Consider the following 17,888-nt stretch of genomic DNA (forward strand, 5'->3'; position numbering starts at 1 on the left):
TGCAACCGGCGGGCAAGAAGCCGAGGGCCGCCCCGGACTGGTGGAGGGGCAGGCCCGCCGGGGCTGGGACAATCGCAGGATGAGCGACACCCGCAACACCCCACCGAGAGCCGGCGGCCGCGGCCCCGCCGCGCCCGACCGCGCCGCCGAGCGCAGCACCGTGCAACCTCCCAGGCGCGTCGCCTGGGAGGTCATGGAGGCGGTGCGCGAATCCGACGCCTACGCCAACCTGCTGCTCCCGGTGCGCCTCGAACGAGCCGGGCTGAACGGTGCCGACGCGGGCCTCGCCACGGAGCTCACCTACGGCACCCTGCGCATGCAGGGCTACTACGACCAGGTCATCGCGATCGCGGCCGGCCGCGACACGAGCAAGATCGACGCGCCGATCCTCGACGTGCTGCGCATCGCCTGCCACCAGCTGCTCTCCATGCGCACCGCCCAGCACGCCGCGGTCGACGAGGCGGTATCCCTCGCCCGCGAGGTGGGGTCGCGTTCCGCGACCGGGTTCGTCAACGGCGTGCTGCGCACCATCACCCGCACCGACCCCGCCGACTGGCACGACCGTGTCATGTCGACCCCGCGCAGCGACGACGAACGCCTCGCGAGCGAGTATTCGCATCCGGTGTGGATCGTCCGGGCGTTCCGGCGGTCGCTGGCCGCCGAGGGGCGCGAGGTCGAACTCGAAGACCTCCTCGCCGCCGACAACGTCGCACCGCGGGTCAGCCTGGTCGCCCTTCCGGGGCTCTCCACCGCCGACGACCTGCCCCGCAGCCGGTCCGCTGAGTACTCACCGATCGGCGTGGTCAGCGAGGGAGGCGACCCAGGCAGGTGGCCCGTCGTCCGCACCGGCAGGGCACGCGTGCAGGACGAAGGCTCTCAGCTCGCCGCGCTCGCCGTCAGCCGGGCACGGCCGGCGACGCCGGGGGAGGCGTGGCTCGACATGTGTGCGGGCCCCGGCGGCAAGGCCGCGCTGCTCGCGGCGGAGGCATCCATCGCCGGCGCCACCCTGGTCGCGAACGAGGTCGTACCGGCCAGGGCGGAGCTCGTGCGCTCGTCGCTCTCCGCACTGCCCGACGCCCCCGAGGTCACGGTGCTCGACGGCACGAAGATCGGCGAAGCGATGCCCGAACGGTTCGACCGCATCCTCGTCGACGCGCCGTGCACGGGCCTCGGTGCCCTGCGTCGCCGCCCGGAGGCGCGCTGGCGCAAGCAGCCGTCCGACGTCGCGTCGCTGCAGGTGCTGCAGGCCGCCCTGCTGGCCTCCGCCGTCGCCGCCCTGAAGCCCGGCGGGATCGTCGCCTACGTCACGTGCTCCCCGCACCTCGCCGAGAGCAGGCTCATCGTCGACCAGCTCATCGGGCGCTCCGACGGCGAGGTGTCTCGGCTCGACACCGCCGCGGTGCTGCAGCAGGTCACGGTCGCGCCCCTCGACCTCGGCACCACGAGCGGGCACGTGCAGCTGTGGCCGCATCGCCACGGCACGGATGCCATGTTCATCTGCCTGCTGCAGAAGGCCGGCCAGCAGAGCGACCAGCCCGGCCACGCCGGCAGGGCTGGCTAGGCTCGATCCATGGTCGTTCGCATCAATCCCAGCATCCTCGCCGCCGACTTCGCGAACTTCGAGAGCGAGCTGCAGCGCATAGCGTCGGCGGACCTCGTGCACGTCGACATCATGGACAACCACTTCGTACCCAACCTGACGTTCGGCCTCACGATGGTCGAGCGCCTGCAGCAGGTGACCCCGCGCCCGCTCGACATCCATCTGATGATCGACGACCCCGACCGGTGGGCACCCGGGTACGCCGAGGCCGGGGCGTTCTCGGTGACATTCCATGCCGAGGCGGCGGCCGACCCCGTCGCGCTGGCCCGTCGGCTGCGATCGATCGGAGCCCGCGCGGGCATCGCGCTCAAGCCGGACACCCCGGTGGAGCCATACCTCGAGCTGCTGGCCGAGTTCGACCAGGTGCTCGTCATGACGGTGGAGCCCGGATTCGGCGGCCAGTCGTTCATGGAATCGACGATGCCCAAGCTCGGGGCCATGCGCTCCGCGATCGCGGCGTCGGGGCTCGACGTCTGGCTGCAGGTCGACGGCGGCATCACCGAAGAGACGGTCGTCACGGCGGCGGAGTCCGGGGCGGACACGTTCGTGGCTGGCTCGTCGGTGTTCCACGCCGATAACCCGGCCACCGCGATCGAGATCCTGAGGTCGGCGGCGTCTGCGCACTCGCACTGAGCGCAGCATCCACCCTGCCTGCCTGCCCTCCCTCGGTCTGCTTGGATGGTCGTATGACTAACAAGACCCGGTCAGCACAGCGTTGAGCCCTCCCTCGGTCTGCTTGGATGGTCGTATGACTGACAAGACCCGGTCAGCACAGCGTTGAGCCCTCCCTCGGTCTGCTTGGATGGTCGTATGACTGACAAGACGAAACCAGAAGTTGAACCATACGACGGCGGCGAGCCGACCGAGCTCGTGACCATCGACATCGAAGAGGGAACCGGCGAGGCCGCCACCGCAGGCGCGACCGTCGACGTGCACTACCTCGGAGTGGACTTCGAGTCCGGCGAGGAATTCGACTCCTCGTGGAGCCGCGGCCAGTCGGTGAACTTTCCACTGAAGCAGCTCATCGCGGGCTGGCAGGAGGGCATCCCCGGCATGAAGGTCGGCGGACGCCGCCAGCTGATCGTGCCCCCGGCCCTCGCCTACGGCCCCGCGGGAAGTGGCCACCGCCTCAGCGGGCGCACCCTGATCTTCGTGATCGACCTGATGGGCGTCAGCTAGCCACGAGCAGGTCATTCCGGGGCGCGCGGCACGCCGCCGCCCCGGGACCCGCCGCCCCACGGGAGCCTCGCGCCGGACCCGCGCCCGGCCCGCACCAGACCCCCGGCGCCGCACAGTACCCTTGAGCCTGTGAAAACGTTCGACGACCTCTTTGCGGAGCTGACCCACAAGGCCAACACCCGACCCGAGGGATCCGGCACCGTCCGCGAGCTCGACGCCGGGGTGCATTCCATCGGCAAGAAGATCGTCGAGGAGGCCGCCGAAGTGTGGATGGCCGCCGAATACCAGTCGACCGACGAGGCGGCCGAGGAGATCTCGCAGCTGATCTACCACCTGCAGGTGATGATGATCGCGAAGGGCCTCGAGCCCGCCGACATCTACCGGCACCTCTAGCAGCCAGCACTGCCGCAGTACCGGCACCACCCATCACCCGTTCCGGGTACCGACCACCTCGCCGCCCGAGGCGCGCGAGAGTAAAGAGCAACCATGCTGCGTATCGCAGTGCCCAACAAGGGCTCCCTCTCCGAGATCGCCGCCGACATGCTCGTCGAGGCCGGCTACACCGGGCGCCGCGACCCGCGCGCCCTCAACGCGGCCGACCCGCGCAATGGCGTCGAGTTCTTCTACCTCCGCCCGCGGGACATCGCCACCTACGTCGGATCCGGCGCGCTCGACGTCGGCATCACCGGGCGCGACCTGCTGATCGACTCCGGCTCCACCGCGCAGGAGATCACCAGCCTCGATTTCGGCGACTCGACGTTCCGCTTCGCCGGTCCCGCCGGGCGCTTCTCCGAGCTCACCGACCTCGAGGGCATCCGCGTCGCCACCAGCTACCCCGGCCTCGTGGGCGGGTTCCTCGCCCGCAACGGGGTCACCGCAGAGCTCGTGCGCCTCGACGGCGCCGTCGAGTCGGCGGTCAAGCTCGGTGTGGCCGACGCCGTCGCCGACGTGGTCGAGACCGGCTCGACGTTGCGCGCCCAGGGCCTCGAGATATTCGGTCCGGTGATCCTCGACTCGACGGCCGTGCTCATCAGCTCCGGAACCGGTACGCCAGGCATCGACACCCTGCTACGCCGCCTCCAGGGCGTGCTCGTCGCACGCCAGTACGTGATCATGGACTACGACCTGCCGGCGCGGCTCGTCGACGAGGCATCCACCATCACCCCCGGCCTCGAGTCGCCGACCGTCTCGCCCCTGCGCGACCCGGAATGGGTCGCCGTGCGCGTGATGGTGCTGCGGGTCGACACCAACCAGATCATGGACCAGCTGTACGCGCTCGGCGCGAAGGCGATACTGGTCAGCTCGATCCACGCCGCGAGGATCTGACCGTGTCGCTCGCCGTCCGAATCATCCCGTGCCTCGACGTCGCCGCGGGGCGCGTCGTCAAGGGCGTCAACTTCCTCAACCTCCGTGATGCCGGCGACCCGGTCGAACTCGCCGCCCGCTACTACGAGCAGGGCGCAGACGAGATCACCTTCCTCGACGTGACCGCGACCGTCGACGAGCGCGACACCATGTACGACGTCGTGACCGCCACCGCTGAGCAGGTGTTCATCCCGCTCACCGTCGGCGGCGGCGTGCGATCGGTCGAGCACGTCGCGAAGCTGCAGGCGCACGGCGCAGACAAGGTCGGCGTGAACAGCGCCGCAATCGCGCGCCCCGCACTGCTCAGCGAGATCGCCGACCGGTTCGGGTCGCAGGCACTCGTGCTGTCGCTCGACGTCAAGCGCGCGGGCGGCACGGACAGCGGCTGGGTGGTCACCACCCACGGCGGTCGCACCGCCACCGACATCGACGCCATCGCCTGGGCGCGCGAGGCCATCGAGCGCGGCGCAGGCGAGCTGCTCGTCAACTCGATCGATGCCGACGGCACCCGCAACGGCTTCGACCTCGAACTGATCCGCGCCATGCGCGAGGTCAGCAGCGTGCCCGTCATCGCCTCGGGCGGGGCGGGTGACGTGAGCCACTTCGCACCCGCCATCCAGGCCGGCGCCGACGCCGTGCTCGCGGCGTCGGTCTTCCACGACGCCGACCTCACCGTCGGCGACATCAAGCGGGAGCTCGCCGCGGCGGGCCTCACCACGAGATAACGCACCACGAGACAAGAGAACGCCACCATGCCAGAACTGCAGACCGACATCGACAGTGTGCTCGCGCGGGCGAGCTTCGACGGCAACGGACTGCTCCCTGCCGTAATCCAGCAGTGGGACACCCGCGAGGTGCTCATGGTCGGCTACATGAACGCCGAGGCCATGCGCCGGACCCTCACCGAGGGCCGCGTGACGTTCTGGTCGCGATCCAGGCAGGAATTCTGGCGCAAGGGTGACACCTCCGGCCACGCCCAGTACGTGAAGGATGCCGCGCTCGACTGCGACTCCGACGCGCTGCTGGTCTCCGTCGACCAGATCGGCGCCGCCTGCCACACCGGAGCGCACGCCTGCTTCGACGTCGACCCGCTCACCCCGGTGGTCGGCCTGGCCCCGGCTGCGCAGCCAGACGGTGTGGCGACCGCATGAACGACACCACGACCCGCGAGCAGTTCGACACGCTCCTCGACGGGCACCGCGTCGTCCCCGTCATCCGCGAGGTATTCGCCGACGGGGAGACCCCGATGGGCATCTACCGCAAGCTCGCGGCGGGCGAACCCGGCACCTTCCTGCTCGAGTCCGCGGAGCCGGGCGGCATGTGGACGCGCTTCTCGTTCATCGGCGTCTCGAGCTTCGGCGTATTGACCCAGGACGTGGATGCCGCCGTCTGGCTCGACTACGGACTCTCCGAGGCCCGCGCGCTCGGCGACGCGTGGCCGACCGCACCCCTCGAGGCCATCGCCCACCTCTACGCGCGCTGGGGCACCCCGCACATCGAGGGTCACCCGCCGCTCACCGGGGGGCTGGTCGGATTCATCGGCTGGGAGGCGATCCGGCAGATCGAACGCCTTCCCGACGTGCCGCCCGCCGACTTCGCGATCCCCGGCCAGGCCATGAGCTTCGTCTCCGAGCTGGTCGTCGTCGACCACCGCACCGGTTCGGTGCTGCTCATCGCCACGACGCTGAACGACGGGGCAGAGGCATCCACCCCCGACCTTCTCTGGGAGCAGGCGCAGGCCCGCCTCGACGCCATGCAGGCGAAGCTCGCCGCCCCCACCGAGGCGTGGCTCGCCGACGTCGACCTCACCACCATGCCGTCGCCGACCCCGCGCATCCGGCAGGAGGAATACCACGCCGCCGTCGAACGGTCGAAGCAGTACATCATCGACGGCGACGTGTTCCAGGTGGTCATCTCGCAGCGGTTCGACCACGAGATCACCGCCCACCCGATCGACGTCTACCGGGTGCTGCGCACGCTCAACCCCAGCCCGTACATGTACCTGCTGTCGCTGCACGAGCCGGGGGGAGAGCCGTACTGGATCGTCGGCTCGTCGCCCGAAGCGCTCGTCAAGGTCGAGAACGACCGGGTGTCGATGCATCCCATCGCGGGCTCCAAACCACGCGGCGCGACGCCCGAAGAGGACCAGGGCCTCGCCGACACGCTCGAGAACGACCCCAAGGAACGCGCCGAGCACCTCATGCTCGTCGACCTCGCCCGCAACGACCTGCTCAAGGTGTGCGCGCCTGGCTCGGTCGAGGTGACCGAATTCATGCAGGTCGAGCGATTCAGCCACATCATGCACCTGGTCTCCTCGGTCGAGGGCGACCTGCGGCCGGAGGCGTCGTCGATGGATGTCTTCACCGCGACCTTCCCGGCCGGCACCCTGTCTGGTGCCCCGAAACCCCGTGCCCTCCAGATCATCGACGAGCTCGAGGTCGCGCAGCGGGGTGTGTACGGCGGCGTGGTCGGGTACTTCGGCTTCGCCGGCGACCTCGACCTGGCGATCGCCATCCGCACCACCACGATCTCCCGCGGCGTCGCGCGCGTGCAGGCCGGCGCCGGGCTCGTCGCCGACTCCGACCCCGTCGCCGAGGGCCGGGAGACCCACGACAAGGCGGCTGCACCGCTCCGCGCGATCGCGGTCGCCAACGCCATGCGGCGGGTGACCTGAGTGAGCGGCGCACGCCTCAAGTCCATCGCCCTGATCGCGGGTATCGCTCTCGGGGGCCTCACCCTCATCTCGTGGACGCAGCAATGGTTCACCGTGACCCTCGTCGCCGACGAGCTCGGCGGCGGCAGCTTCGCCGTCGGGGGAGACATCGCCGCGGGTAGCCTCGCCGCCCTCGGACTGTCGTCGCTGGCCCTGGTGGGCGCGCTGTCGATCGCCGGCCGCCTCTTCCGCATCATTCTCGGCATACTCCAAGTGCTACTCGGAGCGACCGTCACGCTGACCGCGGTGCTCGCCACCACGAACCCCGTCTCGGCCTCTGCCGGGGCCGTCTCCGAGGCCACCGGTATCTCCGGAGCGGAATCCGTTGCCGCCCTCGTCGACAGCACAACCGCCACCCCGTGGCCATTCATCGCCATCGCGCTCGGCGTCGGTGCCGTGATTCTCGGCATCCTCATCGTCGTGACCTCCCCCCGCTGGCCGGACTCGGCCCGCAAGTACCAGGCCGTGCGCTTCGACCACGCCGACGGCGACACCGGGTCCGACACCGTCGACCCGTCTCGGTCCGCACGAGGCGCGGCGGGGCAAGCGGCCGTCGAACCCCGCACCGGCGCCCGCGCGAGCGACTCCCCGCCCGACGCCGTCGCCGACTGGGACGCGTTGAGCGACGGCTCCGACCCAACCGCCCGCTAGACTGAAAAGCCTGCCCGTCCCGACTTACAGGAGCGTCATGAGCGCCGACAACTCAGAGCCAGGCCACGGCAATTCGCCCGCCGCATGGACCGCAATCGTAATCATGCTGGTGGCGTTCTCCGTCGGCACGATCGCCTTCTTCTTCTCCATCGCGTGGCTCGTCTGGGCCTCCGCGGGGTTCGTGCTGATCGGACTCCTCGTCGGCAACGTCCTCGCCCGCATGGGCTACGGCGTCACCGGCGACAAGTCCTTCGGCAAGTCCCACTAGTCCGTGCTCGCCGATCTGACCGCCGGCTCCCTCGCCGACGCCCACGCGCGTCGTGAGCTCCTACCGCTCGCCGACGTCGAGGCGGCCGCGCTGGCCGCGCCTCCCGCCCTCGATGTGCTCGACCTTCTCGCCCCGGCCGAGCGCGTCAAGATCATCGCCGAGATCAAGCGCGCGAGCCCATCGCGCGGTACCCTCGCCGAGATCCCCGATCCCGCCGTGCTCGCGGCGGCGTACGAGACCGGCGGCGCCAGCGCCATCAGTGTGCTGACCGAGCAGCGCCGGTTCGGTGGCTCGCTCGCCGACCTCGAAGCCGTGCGCGACGTGGTCTCCCTGCCGGTGCTGCGCAAGGACTTCATCTCCGATCCCTACCAGGTGTTCGAAGCCCGCGCCGCGGGTGCCGACTTCGTGCTGCTCATCGTGGCTGCACTCGACCAGCCCACCATCGCGGAGCTCTATGCCCTCGCGCTCGACCTCGGCATGGCTGCCCTCGTCGAGACCCACAACGCCGATGAGGTGGCCAGGGCGGTCGACCTCGGCGCCGGCCTCATCGGCGTCAACGCGCGCGACCTCTCGACGTTCGAACTCGACCGCGACCTGTTCGGCACCCTCGCCGACCAGATCCCCTCCGGCGTCATCCGGGTGGCGGAATCCGCCGTTCTCACAGCAGAGGATGTTGCACACTATCGTCACGCCGGAGCCGACATCGTGCTCGTCGGCGAGGCCCTCGTCACCGGTGACCCCATCGACACCCTAGAAAGATTCCTGGACATCTCATGACCCTGTTGCGCAACGAAGTCGGTCCCTATTTCGGTGAGTACGGAGGCCGGTTCGTTCCGGAATCCATCATCCAGGCGCTCGACGAGCTCGACGCGGCCTACCAAACTGCGAAAGCCGACCCGGAGTTCCAGCGGGAGCTCGCCGAGCTGCACAAGACCTACACCGGCCGGCCGTCGATCATCACCGAGGTCACCCGCTTCGCCGAACATGCCGGCGGCGCCCGTATCCTGCTCAAGCGTGAAGACCTCAACCACACCGGTTCGCACAAGATCAACAACGTGCTCGGCCAGGCGCTGCTCGCCCGGGGGCTCGGCAAGACCCGCCTCATCGCCGAGACCGGCGCCGGCCAGCACGGCGTGGCCACCGCAACCGCGGCCGCGCTCTTCGGCATGGAGTGCCTGGTCTATATGGGCGAGGTCGACACCGAGCGCCAGGCCCTCAACGTCGCCAGGATGCGCCTGCTCGGCGCGACCGTGGTTCCCGTCACCGCCGGCTCCCGCACCCTCAAGGACGCCATCAACGAGGCCTACCGCGACTGGGTCGCCAACGTCGACTCGACGCACTACCTGCTCGGCACCGTCGCCGGCCCGCACCCGTTCCCCGCGATGGTGCGCGACTTCCACAAGGTCATCGGCGAAGAGGCCCGCGAACAGGTGCTCGCCCTCACCGGAAGCCTGCCCGACGCCGTCACCGCCTGCGTCGGTGGCGGATCCAACGCCATGGGAATCTTCCACGCGTTCCTCGACGACCCCGGCGTCGCCCTCATCGGCTACGAGGCAGCGGGCGAGGGTGCAAACACCCTCAAGCACGCCGCCACCATTACCAAGGGGCGCCCCGGCGTGCTGCACGGCGCACGCACCTACATGCTGCAGGACGACGATGGCCAGACCGTCGACTCGCACTCCATCTCCGCGGGACTCGACTACCCGGGCGTCGGACCCGAGCACGCCTGGTTGTCCGACATCGGGCGCGCTACCTACCTGCCCGTGACCGACGACGAGGCGATGAGCGCACTGCGCCTGCTCGCCCGCACCGAGGGCATCATCCCCGCCATCGAATCCGCCCACGCCCTCGCCGGAACGCTGGAGCTCGGAAAGACCCTGGGGCCGGATGCCGTCATCCTCGTGAACCTCAGCGGCCGCGGTGACAAGGACATGGAGACCGCGGGCAAGTACTTCGACATCCTCGACACCGAGCAGCTAGCCGCCGAAGCCGTCGGCGACGTGCCGGACGAATCCGGCGCCAGCGGAGACCTCGCGTGAGCACCGTCACCGGGAGCTCGGTCGAGCGCGCCATCGCCGCCCGCACCGCCGCCGGCAGCGGCGCCCTCATCGGCTACCTGCCCGCCGGCTTCCCCGATATCGACACGAGCATCGAGGCGGCCGTCGCCCTCGCGGAGAACGGCGTCGACGTCATCGAGCTCGGCTTGCCGTACTCCGACCCCGTCATGGACGGCCCGATCATCCAGCACGCCACCCAGCAGTCCCTCGCCGGCGGCTTCAAGCTGCGCCACGGCTTCGAGGTGATGGCCGCGATCACCTCGCGCGTCGAGGTCCCCGTCGTCTTCATGAGCTACTGGAACCCGGTCGTGCAATACGGCACGGAGCGGTTCGCCGACGACATGGTCACCGCGGGCGGTGCCGGCATGATCACGCCGGACCTGATCGTCGATGAGGCAGCCGCGTGGCTCGCCGCATCCGAGCGCACCGGCCTCGACCGCATCTTCCTCTCGGCGCCGTCGTCGACCGAGGATCGCCTGCGCTCCGCCGTCGAGCACAGCCGCGGGTTCGTCTACGCGGTCTCCACCATGGGCATCACCGGGGCACGGCAGGACGTCGACATCGCCGCCAAGGCGCTGGTCGCCCGGCTGCGCGCCGTGGGCAGCACGAGCGCCTGCGTCGGGCTCGGCATCTCCTCCGCCGACCAGGTACGCGAAGTGCTCGGCTACGCCGACGGCGCCATCGTCGGCTCGGCACTGGTTTCGGCCCTGCGCGACGGGGGAGTGCGCGGCGTCGCGTCGACCGCGGCCAGCCTCGCCGCCGGCACTAGGCTCTGACCTAGCCGTCGGCGCCCCGGGCGCGCCACAGGCGTGCCCCGCCCGCGTCGTACCCCGCAGCAGTTCGCAGCAACCCCAGCAGAAAGGCGACCAGTCACGTGTTCGCTCCCATGAGTATTCCCAGCCCGAGTGCCGACTGGCGGGTGTTGTTCTCGTTCGACCTCGGCCAGGCCGTGCAGAACCTGGGACTCACGTGGTTCCCCGACATCGTGCTGAGCGTCCACGCCTACGCCATCTGCATCATGATCGGCATCCTCGCCGCAGCGCTGCTCACCCACCACCGCCTCACCGCGCGCGGCGCGGAGCCCGGCATCGTGCTCGACGTCGCCCTCTGGTCTGTGCTGCTCGGTATCGTCGGGGCGCGGATCTACCACGTGCTCACCCATCCGGACGACTACTTCTTCGAGGGGGCCGACCCCTGGGCCGTCATCCGCATCTGGGATGGCGGAATCGCGATCTTCGGTGCGCTCATCGGCGGCGCGATCGGCACCTGGATCGGTTGCCGCCTCGTTGGCCTGCGATTCTGGAGCTTCGCCGACGCCCTCGCGCCCGGGCTCCTGCTCGCGCAGGCATTCGGCCGTCTCGGCAACTGGTTCAACCAGGAGCTCTACGGGCTCCCCACCGACCTGCCGTGGGGGCTCGAGATCGACTCTCCCAACCCCGCACTGCCGATCGGGCTGCCAGAGGGCACGCTGTTCCACCCCACCTTCCTCTACGAGATCGTCTGGAACGTCGCCGGGGTCATCGTCATCCTCGCCGCCGACCGCCACTTCCGGCTGCAGTGGGGCAGGGCGCTCGGCCTCTACCTCGTCTGGTACGGCGTCGGCCGCTCGGTGTTCGAGTCCATCCGCATCGACCCGAGCGAGATCATCCTCGGCCTCCGCGTCAACGTCTGGGCCTCCATCGTCGCGGTGCTCGTCGGCCTCGCGATCATCTATCTCCAGCACCGCCGCCACCCTGGGCTCGAGCCGAGTGTCTACCTGCCGGGTAAGGAGTGGGCACAGTCCACTGGGGTAGACTCCGAAGGCACTTATTCGGACACCGATGATGACGGCAGCGACGCCGCAGAGGACACCGGATCGGCGCCGCAACAGGTTTCCGCCACAAGCGGGGCGGGAGCGAAATAATAGGGTGGGAATGGCGCTACACGCCTGATCGATTCCCACCCACCCAGTGCGTCACTCCCGGGAGGGCGCAGTCCCAGGGCCAGTGACGTCCCACATCCCACACCTTCGTGAGGACGGTTCTCGATGGCTCTTAAGCCACCCTTTTCCCGCTTCGGCACCACCCCACCGGCCGCTGGCCTCTATGACCCCCGCAACGAGCGCGACGCCTGTGGCCTCGCCATGGTCGCCACGCTCCGCGGCACCGCGGGGCACGACATCATCGATGCCGCTCTCGGCGCCCTCCGCAACCTCGAGCACCGCGGTGCCATCGGCTCCGACGCCGGCACCGGAGACGGCGCGGGCATCATCACGCAGGTCCCCGACGCGTTCTTCCGCGCCGTCGTACCGTTCGAGCTGCCCGCGGCAGGACGCTACGCCGTCGGTACCGCGTTCCTGCCCACCGACGACGAGGAACGCGCCGCCACGAAGACCGCCATCGAGGCCATCGCCGCCGAGGAGAGCCTGACCATTCTCGGGTGGCGCGAGGTTCCCGTGCGCCCCGCCGAGGTCGGCAAGCTCGCCCGCGGCGCCATGCCCGCGTTCGAGCAGCTGTTCGTCTCCAGCACCAGAACCGGCGACTCCGGCCGTCCCCTCGAGGGCATCGCCCTCGACCGGCAGGCGTACCGCCTCCGCAAGCGCGCCGAGCGCACCCAGGAGGCCTACTTCCCCTCGCTCTCCAGCCGCACCATCGTCTACAAGGGCATGGTCACCACGCTGCAGCTCGAGCCGTTCTACCCCGACCTGTCCGATGAGCGCTTCGCCAGCCGCCTCGCGCTGGTGCACTCGCGTTACTCGACCAACACGTTCCCGTCGTGGCCGCTCGCCCAGCCGTTCCGCATGGTCGCGCACAACGGCGAGATCAACACGGTGCAGGGCAACCGAAACTGGATGCGTGCCCGCCAGTCACAGCTCGAATCCGAGCTCCTCGGCGACATGGGCCCGATCCTCCCCATCAACACGGCGGGAGCGAGTGACTCCGCCTCCTTCGACGAGGTGGTCGAGCTCCTCGACCTCGCGGGCCGCTCGCTGCCGCACGCGATGATGATGATGGTGCCTGAGGCCTACGAGAACCAGGTCGACATCGACCCGGCCCGCCGCGACTTCTACGAGTACCACTCCATGCTCATGGAGCCGTGGGACGGCCCGGCCGCCCTCGTCTTCACCGACGGCACGCTCGTCGGCGCGACCCTCGACCGCAACGGGCTGCGCCCCGGCCGCTACCTCGTGACCGACGACGGCCTCGTCATCCTCGCCAGCGAGATCGGCGTGCTCGACATCGACCCCAGCCGCGTGGTGCGCAAGGGTCGCCTGCGCCCGGGCAAGATGTTCCTCGTCGACACGGCGGAGGGTCGCCTCATCGAGGACGACGAGATCAAGGGTCAGCTCGCCGCTGCCGAACCGTGGGGCGAGTGGCTCGACGCCGGCCGGATCAACCTGAAGGACCTGCCGGAGCGCGAGCACATCGTGCACACGCCGGCGTCGGTCGTGCGCCGCCAGCGCACCTTCGGGTACACCGAAGAAGAGGTGCGGATCCTCCTGCTGCCGATGGCCAACGCGGGTGCGGAGCCGCTCGGTGCGATGGGCTCCGACACCCCCATCGCGGTGCTCTCGACGCGGCCGCGGCTGCTGTTCGACTACTTCTCCCAGGCGTTCGCGCAGGTCACGAACCCGCCGCTCGACTCCATCCGCGAGGAGGTCGTGACCTCGCTCGCGGTCGGCCTCGGCCCCGAGCGCAACCTGCTCGACGCGACACCAGAGCACGCCAGGCAGGTCATCCTCGACTTCCCCGTGATCGACAACGACGAGCTCGCCAAGATCCAGCACATCGACCCGCACCCCGGCAGCCACACCACCACCACGGTGCGCGGCCTGTACCGGGTCGACGACGGTCCGCAGGCGCTGCAGAAGCGCATCGCCTCGATGTGCGACGAGGTCGACGCGGCCATCGCGAACGGCGCGAGCTTCATCGTGCTCTCCGACCGCGACTCCACCAAGGACCTCGCCCCCGTACCGTCGCTGCTGATGATCGCCGCCGTGCACCACCACCTCATCCGCGAAGAGAACCGCATGAAGGTGGGCATCATCGTCGAGGCCGGAGACGTGCGCGAGGTGCACCACGTCGCCCTGCTCATCGGCTACGGAGCATCGGCAGTCAACCCTTACCTCGCCATGGAGAGCGCCGAGCAGCTCGTGCGCAGTGGCATGCTCACCGGGATCACCCCCGAGGCGGCCGTCAAGAACCTGATCAAGGCGCTCGGCAAGGGCGTGCTCAAGATCATGTCCAAGATGGGCATCTCGGTCGTCGGCTCCTACGGAGGCGCCCAGGCGTTCGAGGCCGTCGGCCTCAGCCAGGAATTCGTCGACCAGTACTTCACCGGCACCTCGAGCCTGCTCGGTGGGGTCGGTATCGACGTCATCGCCGCGGAGAGCGCAGCACGACACCGCGCCGCGTACCCGGAGGTCGGACCGACCAACGCCCACGAACGCCTCGCCGTCGGAGGCGAGTACCAGTGGAGGCGCGACGGGCCGCCCCACCTGTTCAACCCCGACACGGTGTTCCGCCTGCAGCACTCCACCCGCGCGCGCCGCTACGACATCTTCCGCGACTACACGCGGCTCGTCGACGAGCAGTCCGAGCACCTCATGACCCTGAGGGGCCTGTTGACCCTCCAGGAGGGCCTCAGGCGCCCGGTTCCCCTCGACGAGGTGGAGCCCGTCTCCGACATCGTCAAGAGGTTCTCGACCGGTGCCATGAGCTACGGGTCGATCAGTGCGGAGGCCCACGAGACGCTTGCGATCGCGATGAACAGCATCGGCGGCCGCAGCAACACCGGCGAGGGTGGGGAAGACGAGGATCGCCTCCTCGACCCCGCCAGGCGCAGCGCGATCAAGCAGGTCGCATCCGGCCGGTTCGGCGTCACCAGCATGTACCTGACGCACGCCGAGGACATCCAGATCAAGATGGCGCAGGGCGCGAAGCCCGGCGAGGGCGGCCAGCTGCCCCCGAACAAGGTGTATCCGTGGATCGCACGTACCCGGCATGCGACCGCTGGTGTCGGGCTGATCAGCCCGCCGCCGCACCACGACATCTACTCGATCGAAGACCTCAAGCAGCTCATCTTCGACCTCAAGCGCGCCAACCCCAGCGCCCGCATCCACGTCAAGCTCGTCAGCCAGAAGGGCATCGGGGCCGTGGCCGCCGGCGTCACCAAGGCCCTCGCCGACGTGGTGCTGGTATCCGGCCATGACGGCGGAACCGGAGCCAGCCCACTCAACTCGCTGAAGCACGCCGGCACGCCGTGGGAACTCGGCCTCGCAGAGACGCAGCAGACCCTGATGCTCAACGGCATGCGCGACCGCGTGGTCGTGCAGGTCGACGGCCAGATGAAGACGGGGCGCGACGTCATCGTCGCGGCGCTCCTCGGGGCGGAGGAATTCGGTTTTGCGACCGCGCCGCTCGTCGTCTCCGGCTGCATCATGATGCGGGTCTGCCACCTCGACACCTGCCCGGTCGGCGTTGCGACCCAGAACCCCGAACTGCGTGCCCGCTTCACCGGTAAGCCGGAGTTCGTGGTCAACTTCTTCGAGTTCCTGGCGCAGGAGGTGCGCGAGTACCTCGCCAAGCTCGGATTCCGTTCCCTCGACGAGGCGATCGGCCACAAGGAGATCCTGCAGGTCGACCGTGCCATCGAGCACTGGAAGGCCGACGGGCTCGACCTGTCGCCGATCCTCATCGGACCGGAGTTCGCCGACGACGAACCGCGCCTCAACCTGGTGTCTCAGGACCACGAGCTCGAGTCGCACTTCGACGTCGAGCTGATCAAGCGCAGCGCCGAAGCGCTCGAGCACGGCACGCCCGTCTCCATCTCGCTGCCCATCCGCAACACCGAACGGGCCGTCGGCACCATGCTCGGCCACGAGGTCACCATGCGGCACGGCGCCAACGGCTTGCCGACCGGCACCATCACGATCACCCTCTCCGGGTCGGCCGGGCAGTCACTCGGTGCGTTCCTGCCCGCGGGCATCACCCTGCGCCTCGAGGGCGACAGCAACGACTACGTGGGCAAGGGGCTCTCCGGCGGCCAGATCGTCGTGCGCCCCGACCGCCGCAGCGTGTTCCCGGCCGAACGCAACGTCATCGCGGGCAACGTCATCGGCTACGGGGCGACGCAGGGCAGCATGTTCATCCGCGGCATCGTCGGCGAGAGGTTCCTGGTGCGCAACTCCGGGGCGACCGCCGTCGTCGAGGGCGTGGGCGACCATGCACTGGAATACATGACGGGTGGCCTGGCGGTCATCCTCGGGGCCACCGGGCGCAACCTCGGAGCCGGCATGTCCGGCGGCACCGCCTACGTGCACAAGCTGCGCACCGAGCGGGTCAACGCCCAGGCGCTGGCCAGCGGCGAGCTCGAACTGCACCCGCTGGGAAGCGCCGACGCCGAGATCCTGCGCGACGTGCTCGAGAAGCACCGCACGGAGACGGACTCCGCCTTGGCCGCGCGCATGCTCGACGACTTCGAGCAGGCGTTGACCGAGTTCGTCAAGGTACTGCCGCGCGACTACGCGGCAGTACTCGAGACCAGGGCGACCGCCGTCCAGGAGGGTCTCGACCCCGACGGCGACGTCGTCTGGGGACGCATCATGGAGGTAACCGGTGGCTGATCCCCGAGGATTCTTGAAGACGCGCGAGAGGGAACTGCCGCCGCGGCGACCGGTTCCCCTCCGCCTGATGGACTGGAAAGAGGTCTACGAGCAGGGCGACACCGCAACCGTCCGCGCGCAGGCCGGGCGCTGCATGGACTGCGGCATCCCGTTCTGCCACCAGGGCTGCCCGCTCGGCAACCTGATCCCGGAGTGGAACGACCTCACCTGGCGCGGGGAGGGACGCCAGGCCATCGAGCGCCTGCACGCCACCAACAACTTCCCGGAGTTCACCGGCCGACTGTGCCCTGCACCGTGCGAGAGCTCCTGCGTGCTGGCCATCAACCAGCCCGCCGTGACGATCAAGCAGGTCGAGCTCTCGATCATCGACCAGGCCTGGGCCAACGACTGGGTCGACCCGCACCCCCCGGAGCGCCTGACCGGCAAGACCGTCGCGGTCGTCGGATCCGGACCGGCCGGCCTCGCCGCCGCCCAGCAGCTCACGCGCGCCGGCCACACCGTCGCCGTGTTCGAACGTGACGACCGGATCGGTGGACTGCTGCGCTACGGCATCCCCGACTTCAAGATGGAGAAGAAGCACCTCGAGTCGCGGCTGCGCCAGATGCAGGCAGAGGGCACCCGCTTCCGTGCCGGCGTCAACATCGGCGTCGACATCTCCTGGCCCGACCTGCGGTCGCGCTACGACGCGGTCATCGTCGCGACCGGGGCCCTCGAGCCCCGCGACCTGCCGATCCCCGGCCGTGACCTCTCCGGGGTCCACTACGCCATGGAATACCTTGTACAGCAGAACCGGGTCGGCGCGGGCGACTCGATCGTCGACCAGCTCACCGCCGACGGCAAGCACGTCGTCGTGCTCGGAGGTGGTGACACCGGTGCCGACTGCATCGGCACCGCGCACCGCCAGAAGGCGCTGTCGGTCACCAACCTCGCGATCGGCAAGCAGCCGCCGAGCGAACGCACCGACGCGCAGCCGTGGCCGATGTCGCCGAACCTGTTCGAGGTCTCCAGCGCCCACGAGGAAGGCGGGGAGCGCATGTACCTCGCGTCGACGGTCGAGTTCCTCGGCAACGACGTCGGAGAGGTGCGCGCCATCCGCGTGGCCGAGACGGAATACATCGACGGGCGACGGGTACCCAAGGCGGGAACCGAGCGCGAGATCCCGGCCGACCTCGTACTGCTGGCGCTGGGCTTCACGGGCACCGAGGGCGACACCCTGCGCGACCAGCTCGCGCTGCCTGTCGAACGCGGAACCGTCGAGCGGGCCGACGACTACCAGACCAGCGAGGCCGGCGTGTTCGTCGCCGGTGACGCGGGCCGTGGCCAATCCCTCATAGTCTGGGCAATTGCAGAAGGTCGCGCCGCGGCCGCCGCCGTCGATCGTTATCTCGAGGGTGACACCGAACTGCCAGCACCCATCAGACCAACGGATCACGCCATCGCGTTCTGATCCG

The 17,888-nt window shown here is 69.5% G+C and carries 16 protein-coding genes; all 16 read left to right on the plus strand.

Annotation, left to right across the window (positions count from 1 at the left end; translation table 11 throughout):
- The first annotated feature begins 193 nt into the window (after window positions 1-193).
- Window positions 194-1,561 carry an RsmB/NOP family class I SAM-dependent RNA methyltransferase gene (locus G5S38_RS03825; RefSeq protein WP_235928888.1) on the plus strand — a complete coding sequence of 456 codons (1,368 nt, stop codon included), beginning with the start codon at window positions 194-196 and terminating at the stop codon, window positions 1,559-1,561.
- Between the two features lie 9 nt (window positions 1,562-1,570).
- Window positions 1,571-2,233, plus strand: a complete 663-nt coding sequence (gene rpe, locus G5S38_RS03830; protein WP_165064534.1) for a ribulose-phosphate 3-epimerase — start codon at window positions 1,571-1,573, stop codon at window positions 2,231-2,233.
- Between the two features lie 177 nt (window positions 2,234-2,410).
- On the plus strand, window positions 2,411-2,779 hold the full coding sequence (locus tag G5S38_RS03835) for an FKBP-type peptidyl-prolyl cis-trans isomerase (protein ID WP_165064537.1): 369 nt from the start codon (window positions 2,411-2,413) through the stop codon (window positions 2,777-2,779).
- 129 nt (window positions 2,780-2,908) lie between these two features.
- Entirely contained in the window at window positions 2,909-3,172 is a 264-nt protein-coding gene (locus G5S38_RS03840; protein WP_165064541.1) for a phosphoribosyl-ATP diphosphatase, read from the plus strand.
- Window positions 3,173-3,265: 93 nt separating this feature from the next.
- On the plus strand, window positions 3,266-4,105 hold the full coding sequence (hisG, locus tag G5S38_RS03845) for an ATP phosphoribosyltransferase (RefSeq protein ID WP_165064544.1): 840 nt from the start codon (window positions 3,266-3,268) through the stop codon (window positions 4,103-4,105).
- A gap of 2 nt (window positions 4,106-4,107) precedes the next feature.
- Window positions 4,108-4,869: an imidazole glycerol phosphate synthase subunit HisF gene (gene hisF / locus G5S38_RS03850; RefSeq protein WP_165064547.1), complete on the plus strand. Its 762-nt coding sequence runs from the start codon at window positions 4,108-4,110 to the stop codon at window positions 4,867-4,869.
- A gap of 27 nt (window positions 4,870-4,896) precedes the next feature.
- Window positions 4,897-5,295, plus strand: coding sequence for a phosphoribosyl-AMP cyclohydrolase (gene hisI / locus G5S38_RS03855; protein ID WP_165064550.1), 399 nt, complete (start codon window positions 4,897-4,899; stop codon window positions 5,293-5,295).
- Window positions 5,292-6,818 carry an anthranilate synthase component I gene (locus G5S38_RS03860; RefSeq protein ID WP_165064553.1) on the plus strand — a complete coding sequence of 509 codons (1,527 nt, stop codon included), beginning with the start codon at window positions 5,292-5,294 and terminating at the stop codon, window positions 6,816-6,818. The genes hisI and G5S38_RS03860 overlap by 4 nt, the downstream gene beginning before the upstream one ends.
- Entirely contained in the window at window positions 6,819-7,508 is a 690-nt protein-coding gene (locus G5S38_RS03865) for a Trp biosynthesis-associated membrane protein (protein WP_165064556.1), read from the plus strand.
- A gap of 37 nt (window positions 7,509-7,545) precedes the next feature.
- Window positions 7,546-7,776, plus strand: coding sequence for a DUF6704 family protein (locus G5S38_RS03870; protein ID WP_165064559.1), 231 nt, complete (start codon window positions 7,546-7,548; stop codon window positions 7,774-7,776).
- Between the two features lie 3 nt (window positions 7,777-7,779).
- Window positions 7,780-8,553 (plus strand): indole-3-glycerol phosphate synthase TrpC, encoded by a 774-nt coding sequence (trpC, locus tag G5S38_RS03875; RefSeq protein WP_165064562.1) that lies wholly within the window; start codon window positions 7,780-7,782, stop codon window positions 8,551-8,553.
- Window positions 8,550-9,815: a tryptophan synthase subunit beta gene (gene trpB, locus G5S38_RS03880; protein ID WP_165064565.1), complete on the plus strand. Its 1,266-nt coding sequence runs from the start codon at window positions 8,550-8,552 to the stop codon at window positions 9,813-9,815. The genes trpC and trpB overlap by 4 nt, the downstream gene beginning before the upstream one ends.
- A complete protein-coding gene (gene trpA, locus G5S38_RS03885; protein ID WP_165064568.1) occupies window positions 9,812-10,609 on the plus strand; it encodes a tryptophan synthase subunit alpha in 798 nt (265 codons plus the stop codon). The genes trpB and trpA overlap by 4 nt, the downstream gene beginning before the upstream one ends.
- A 110-nt stretch (window positions 10,610-10,719) precedes the next feature.
- Window positions 10,720-11,736, plus strand: a complete 1,017-nt coding sequence (gene lgt / locus G5S38_RS03890; protein WP_165064571.1) for a prolipoprotein diacylglyceryl transferase — start codon at window positions 10,720-10,722, stop codon at window positions 11,734-11,736.
- Window positions 11,737-11,859: 123 nt separating this feature from the next.
- Window positions 11,860-16,437 carry a glutamate synthase large subunit gene (gene gltB, locus G5S38_RS03895; RefSeq protein ID WP_165064574.1) on the plus strand — a complete coding sequence of 1,526 codons (4,578 nt, stop codon included), beginning with the start codon at window positions 11,860-11,862 and terminating at the stop codon, window positions 16,435-16,437.
- Entirely contained in the window at window positions 16,430-17,884 is a 1,455-nt protein-coding gene (locus G5S38_RS03900; protein ID WP_165064576.1) for a glutamate synthase subunit beta, read from the plus strand. The genes gltB and G5S38_RS03900 overlap by 8 nt, the downstream gene beginning before the upstream one ends.
- Window positions 17,885-17,888: the final 4 nt, after the last annotated feature.

The organism is Marisediminicola senii, from assembly GCF_011057645.1.
GTDB lineage: Bacteria > Actinomycetota > Actinomycetes > Actinomycetales > Microbacteriaceae > Marisediminicola > Marisediminicola senii.

What these genes read in the sequence shown, in the direction of transcription:
- lgt (WP_165064571.1), top strand. Translation starts at nt 10,720, where the DNA reads ATGAGTATTCCCAGCCCGAGTGCCGACTGGCGGGTGTTGTTCTCGTTC.
- rpe (WP_165064534.1), top strand. Translation starts at nt 1,571, where the DNA reads ATGGTCGTTCGCATCAATCCCAGCATCCTCGCCGCCGACTTCGCGAAC.
- G5S38_RS03835 (WP_165064537.1), top strand. Translation starts at nt 2,411, where the DNA reads ATGACTGACAAGACGAAACCAGAAGTTGAACCATACGACGGCGGCGAG.
- gltB (WP_165064574.1), top strand. Translation starts at nt 11,860, where the DNA reads ATGGCTCTTAAGCCACCCTTTTCCCGCTTCGGCACCACCCCACCGGCC.
- hisI (WP_165064550.1), top strand. Translation starts at nt 4,897, where the DNA reads ATGCCAGAACTGCAGACCGACATCGACAGTGTGCTCGCGCGGGCGAGC.
- G5S38_RS03825 (WP_235928888.1), top strand. Translation starts at nt 194, where the DNA reads ATGGAGGCGGTGCGCGAATCCGACGCCTACGCCAACCTGCTGCTCCCG.
- trpB (WP_165064565.1), top strand. Translation starts at nt 8,550, where the DNA reads ATGACCCTGTTGCGCAACGAAGTCGGTCCCTATTTCGGTGAGTACGGA.
- hisG (WP_165064544.1), top strand. Translation starts at nt 3,266, where the DNA reads ATGCTGCGTATCGCAGTGCCCAACAAGGGCTCCCTCTCCGAGATCGCC.
- G5S38_RS03860 (WP_165064553.1), top strand. Translation starts at nt 5,292, where the DNA reads ATGAACGACACCACGACCCGCGAGCAGTTCGACACGCTCCTCGACGGG.
- G5S38_RS03870 (WP_165064559.1), top strand. Translation starts at nt 7,546, where the DNA reads ATGAGCGCCGACAACTCAGAGCCAGGCCACGGCAATTCGCCCGCCGCA.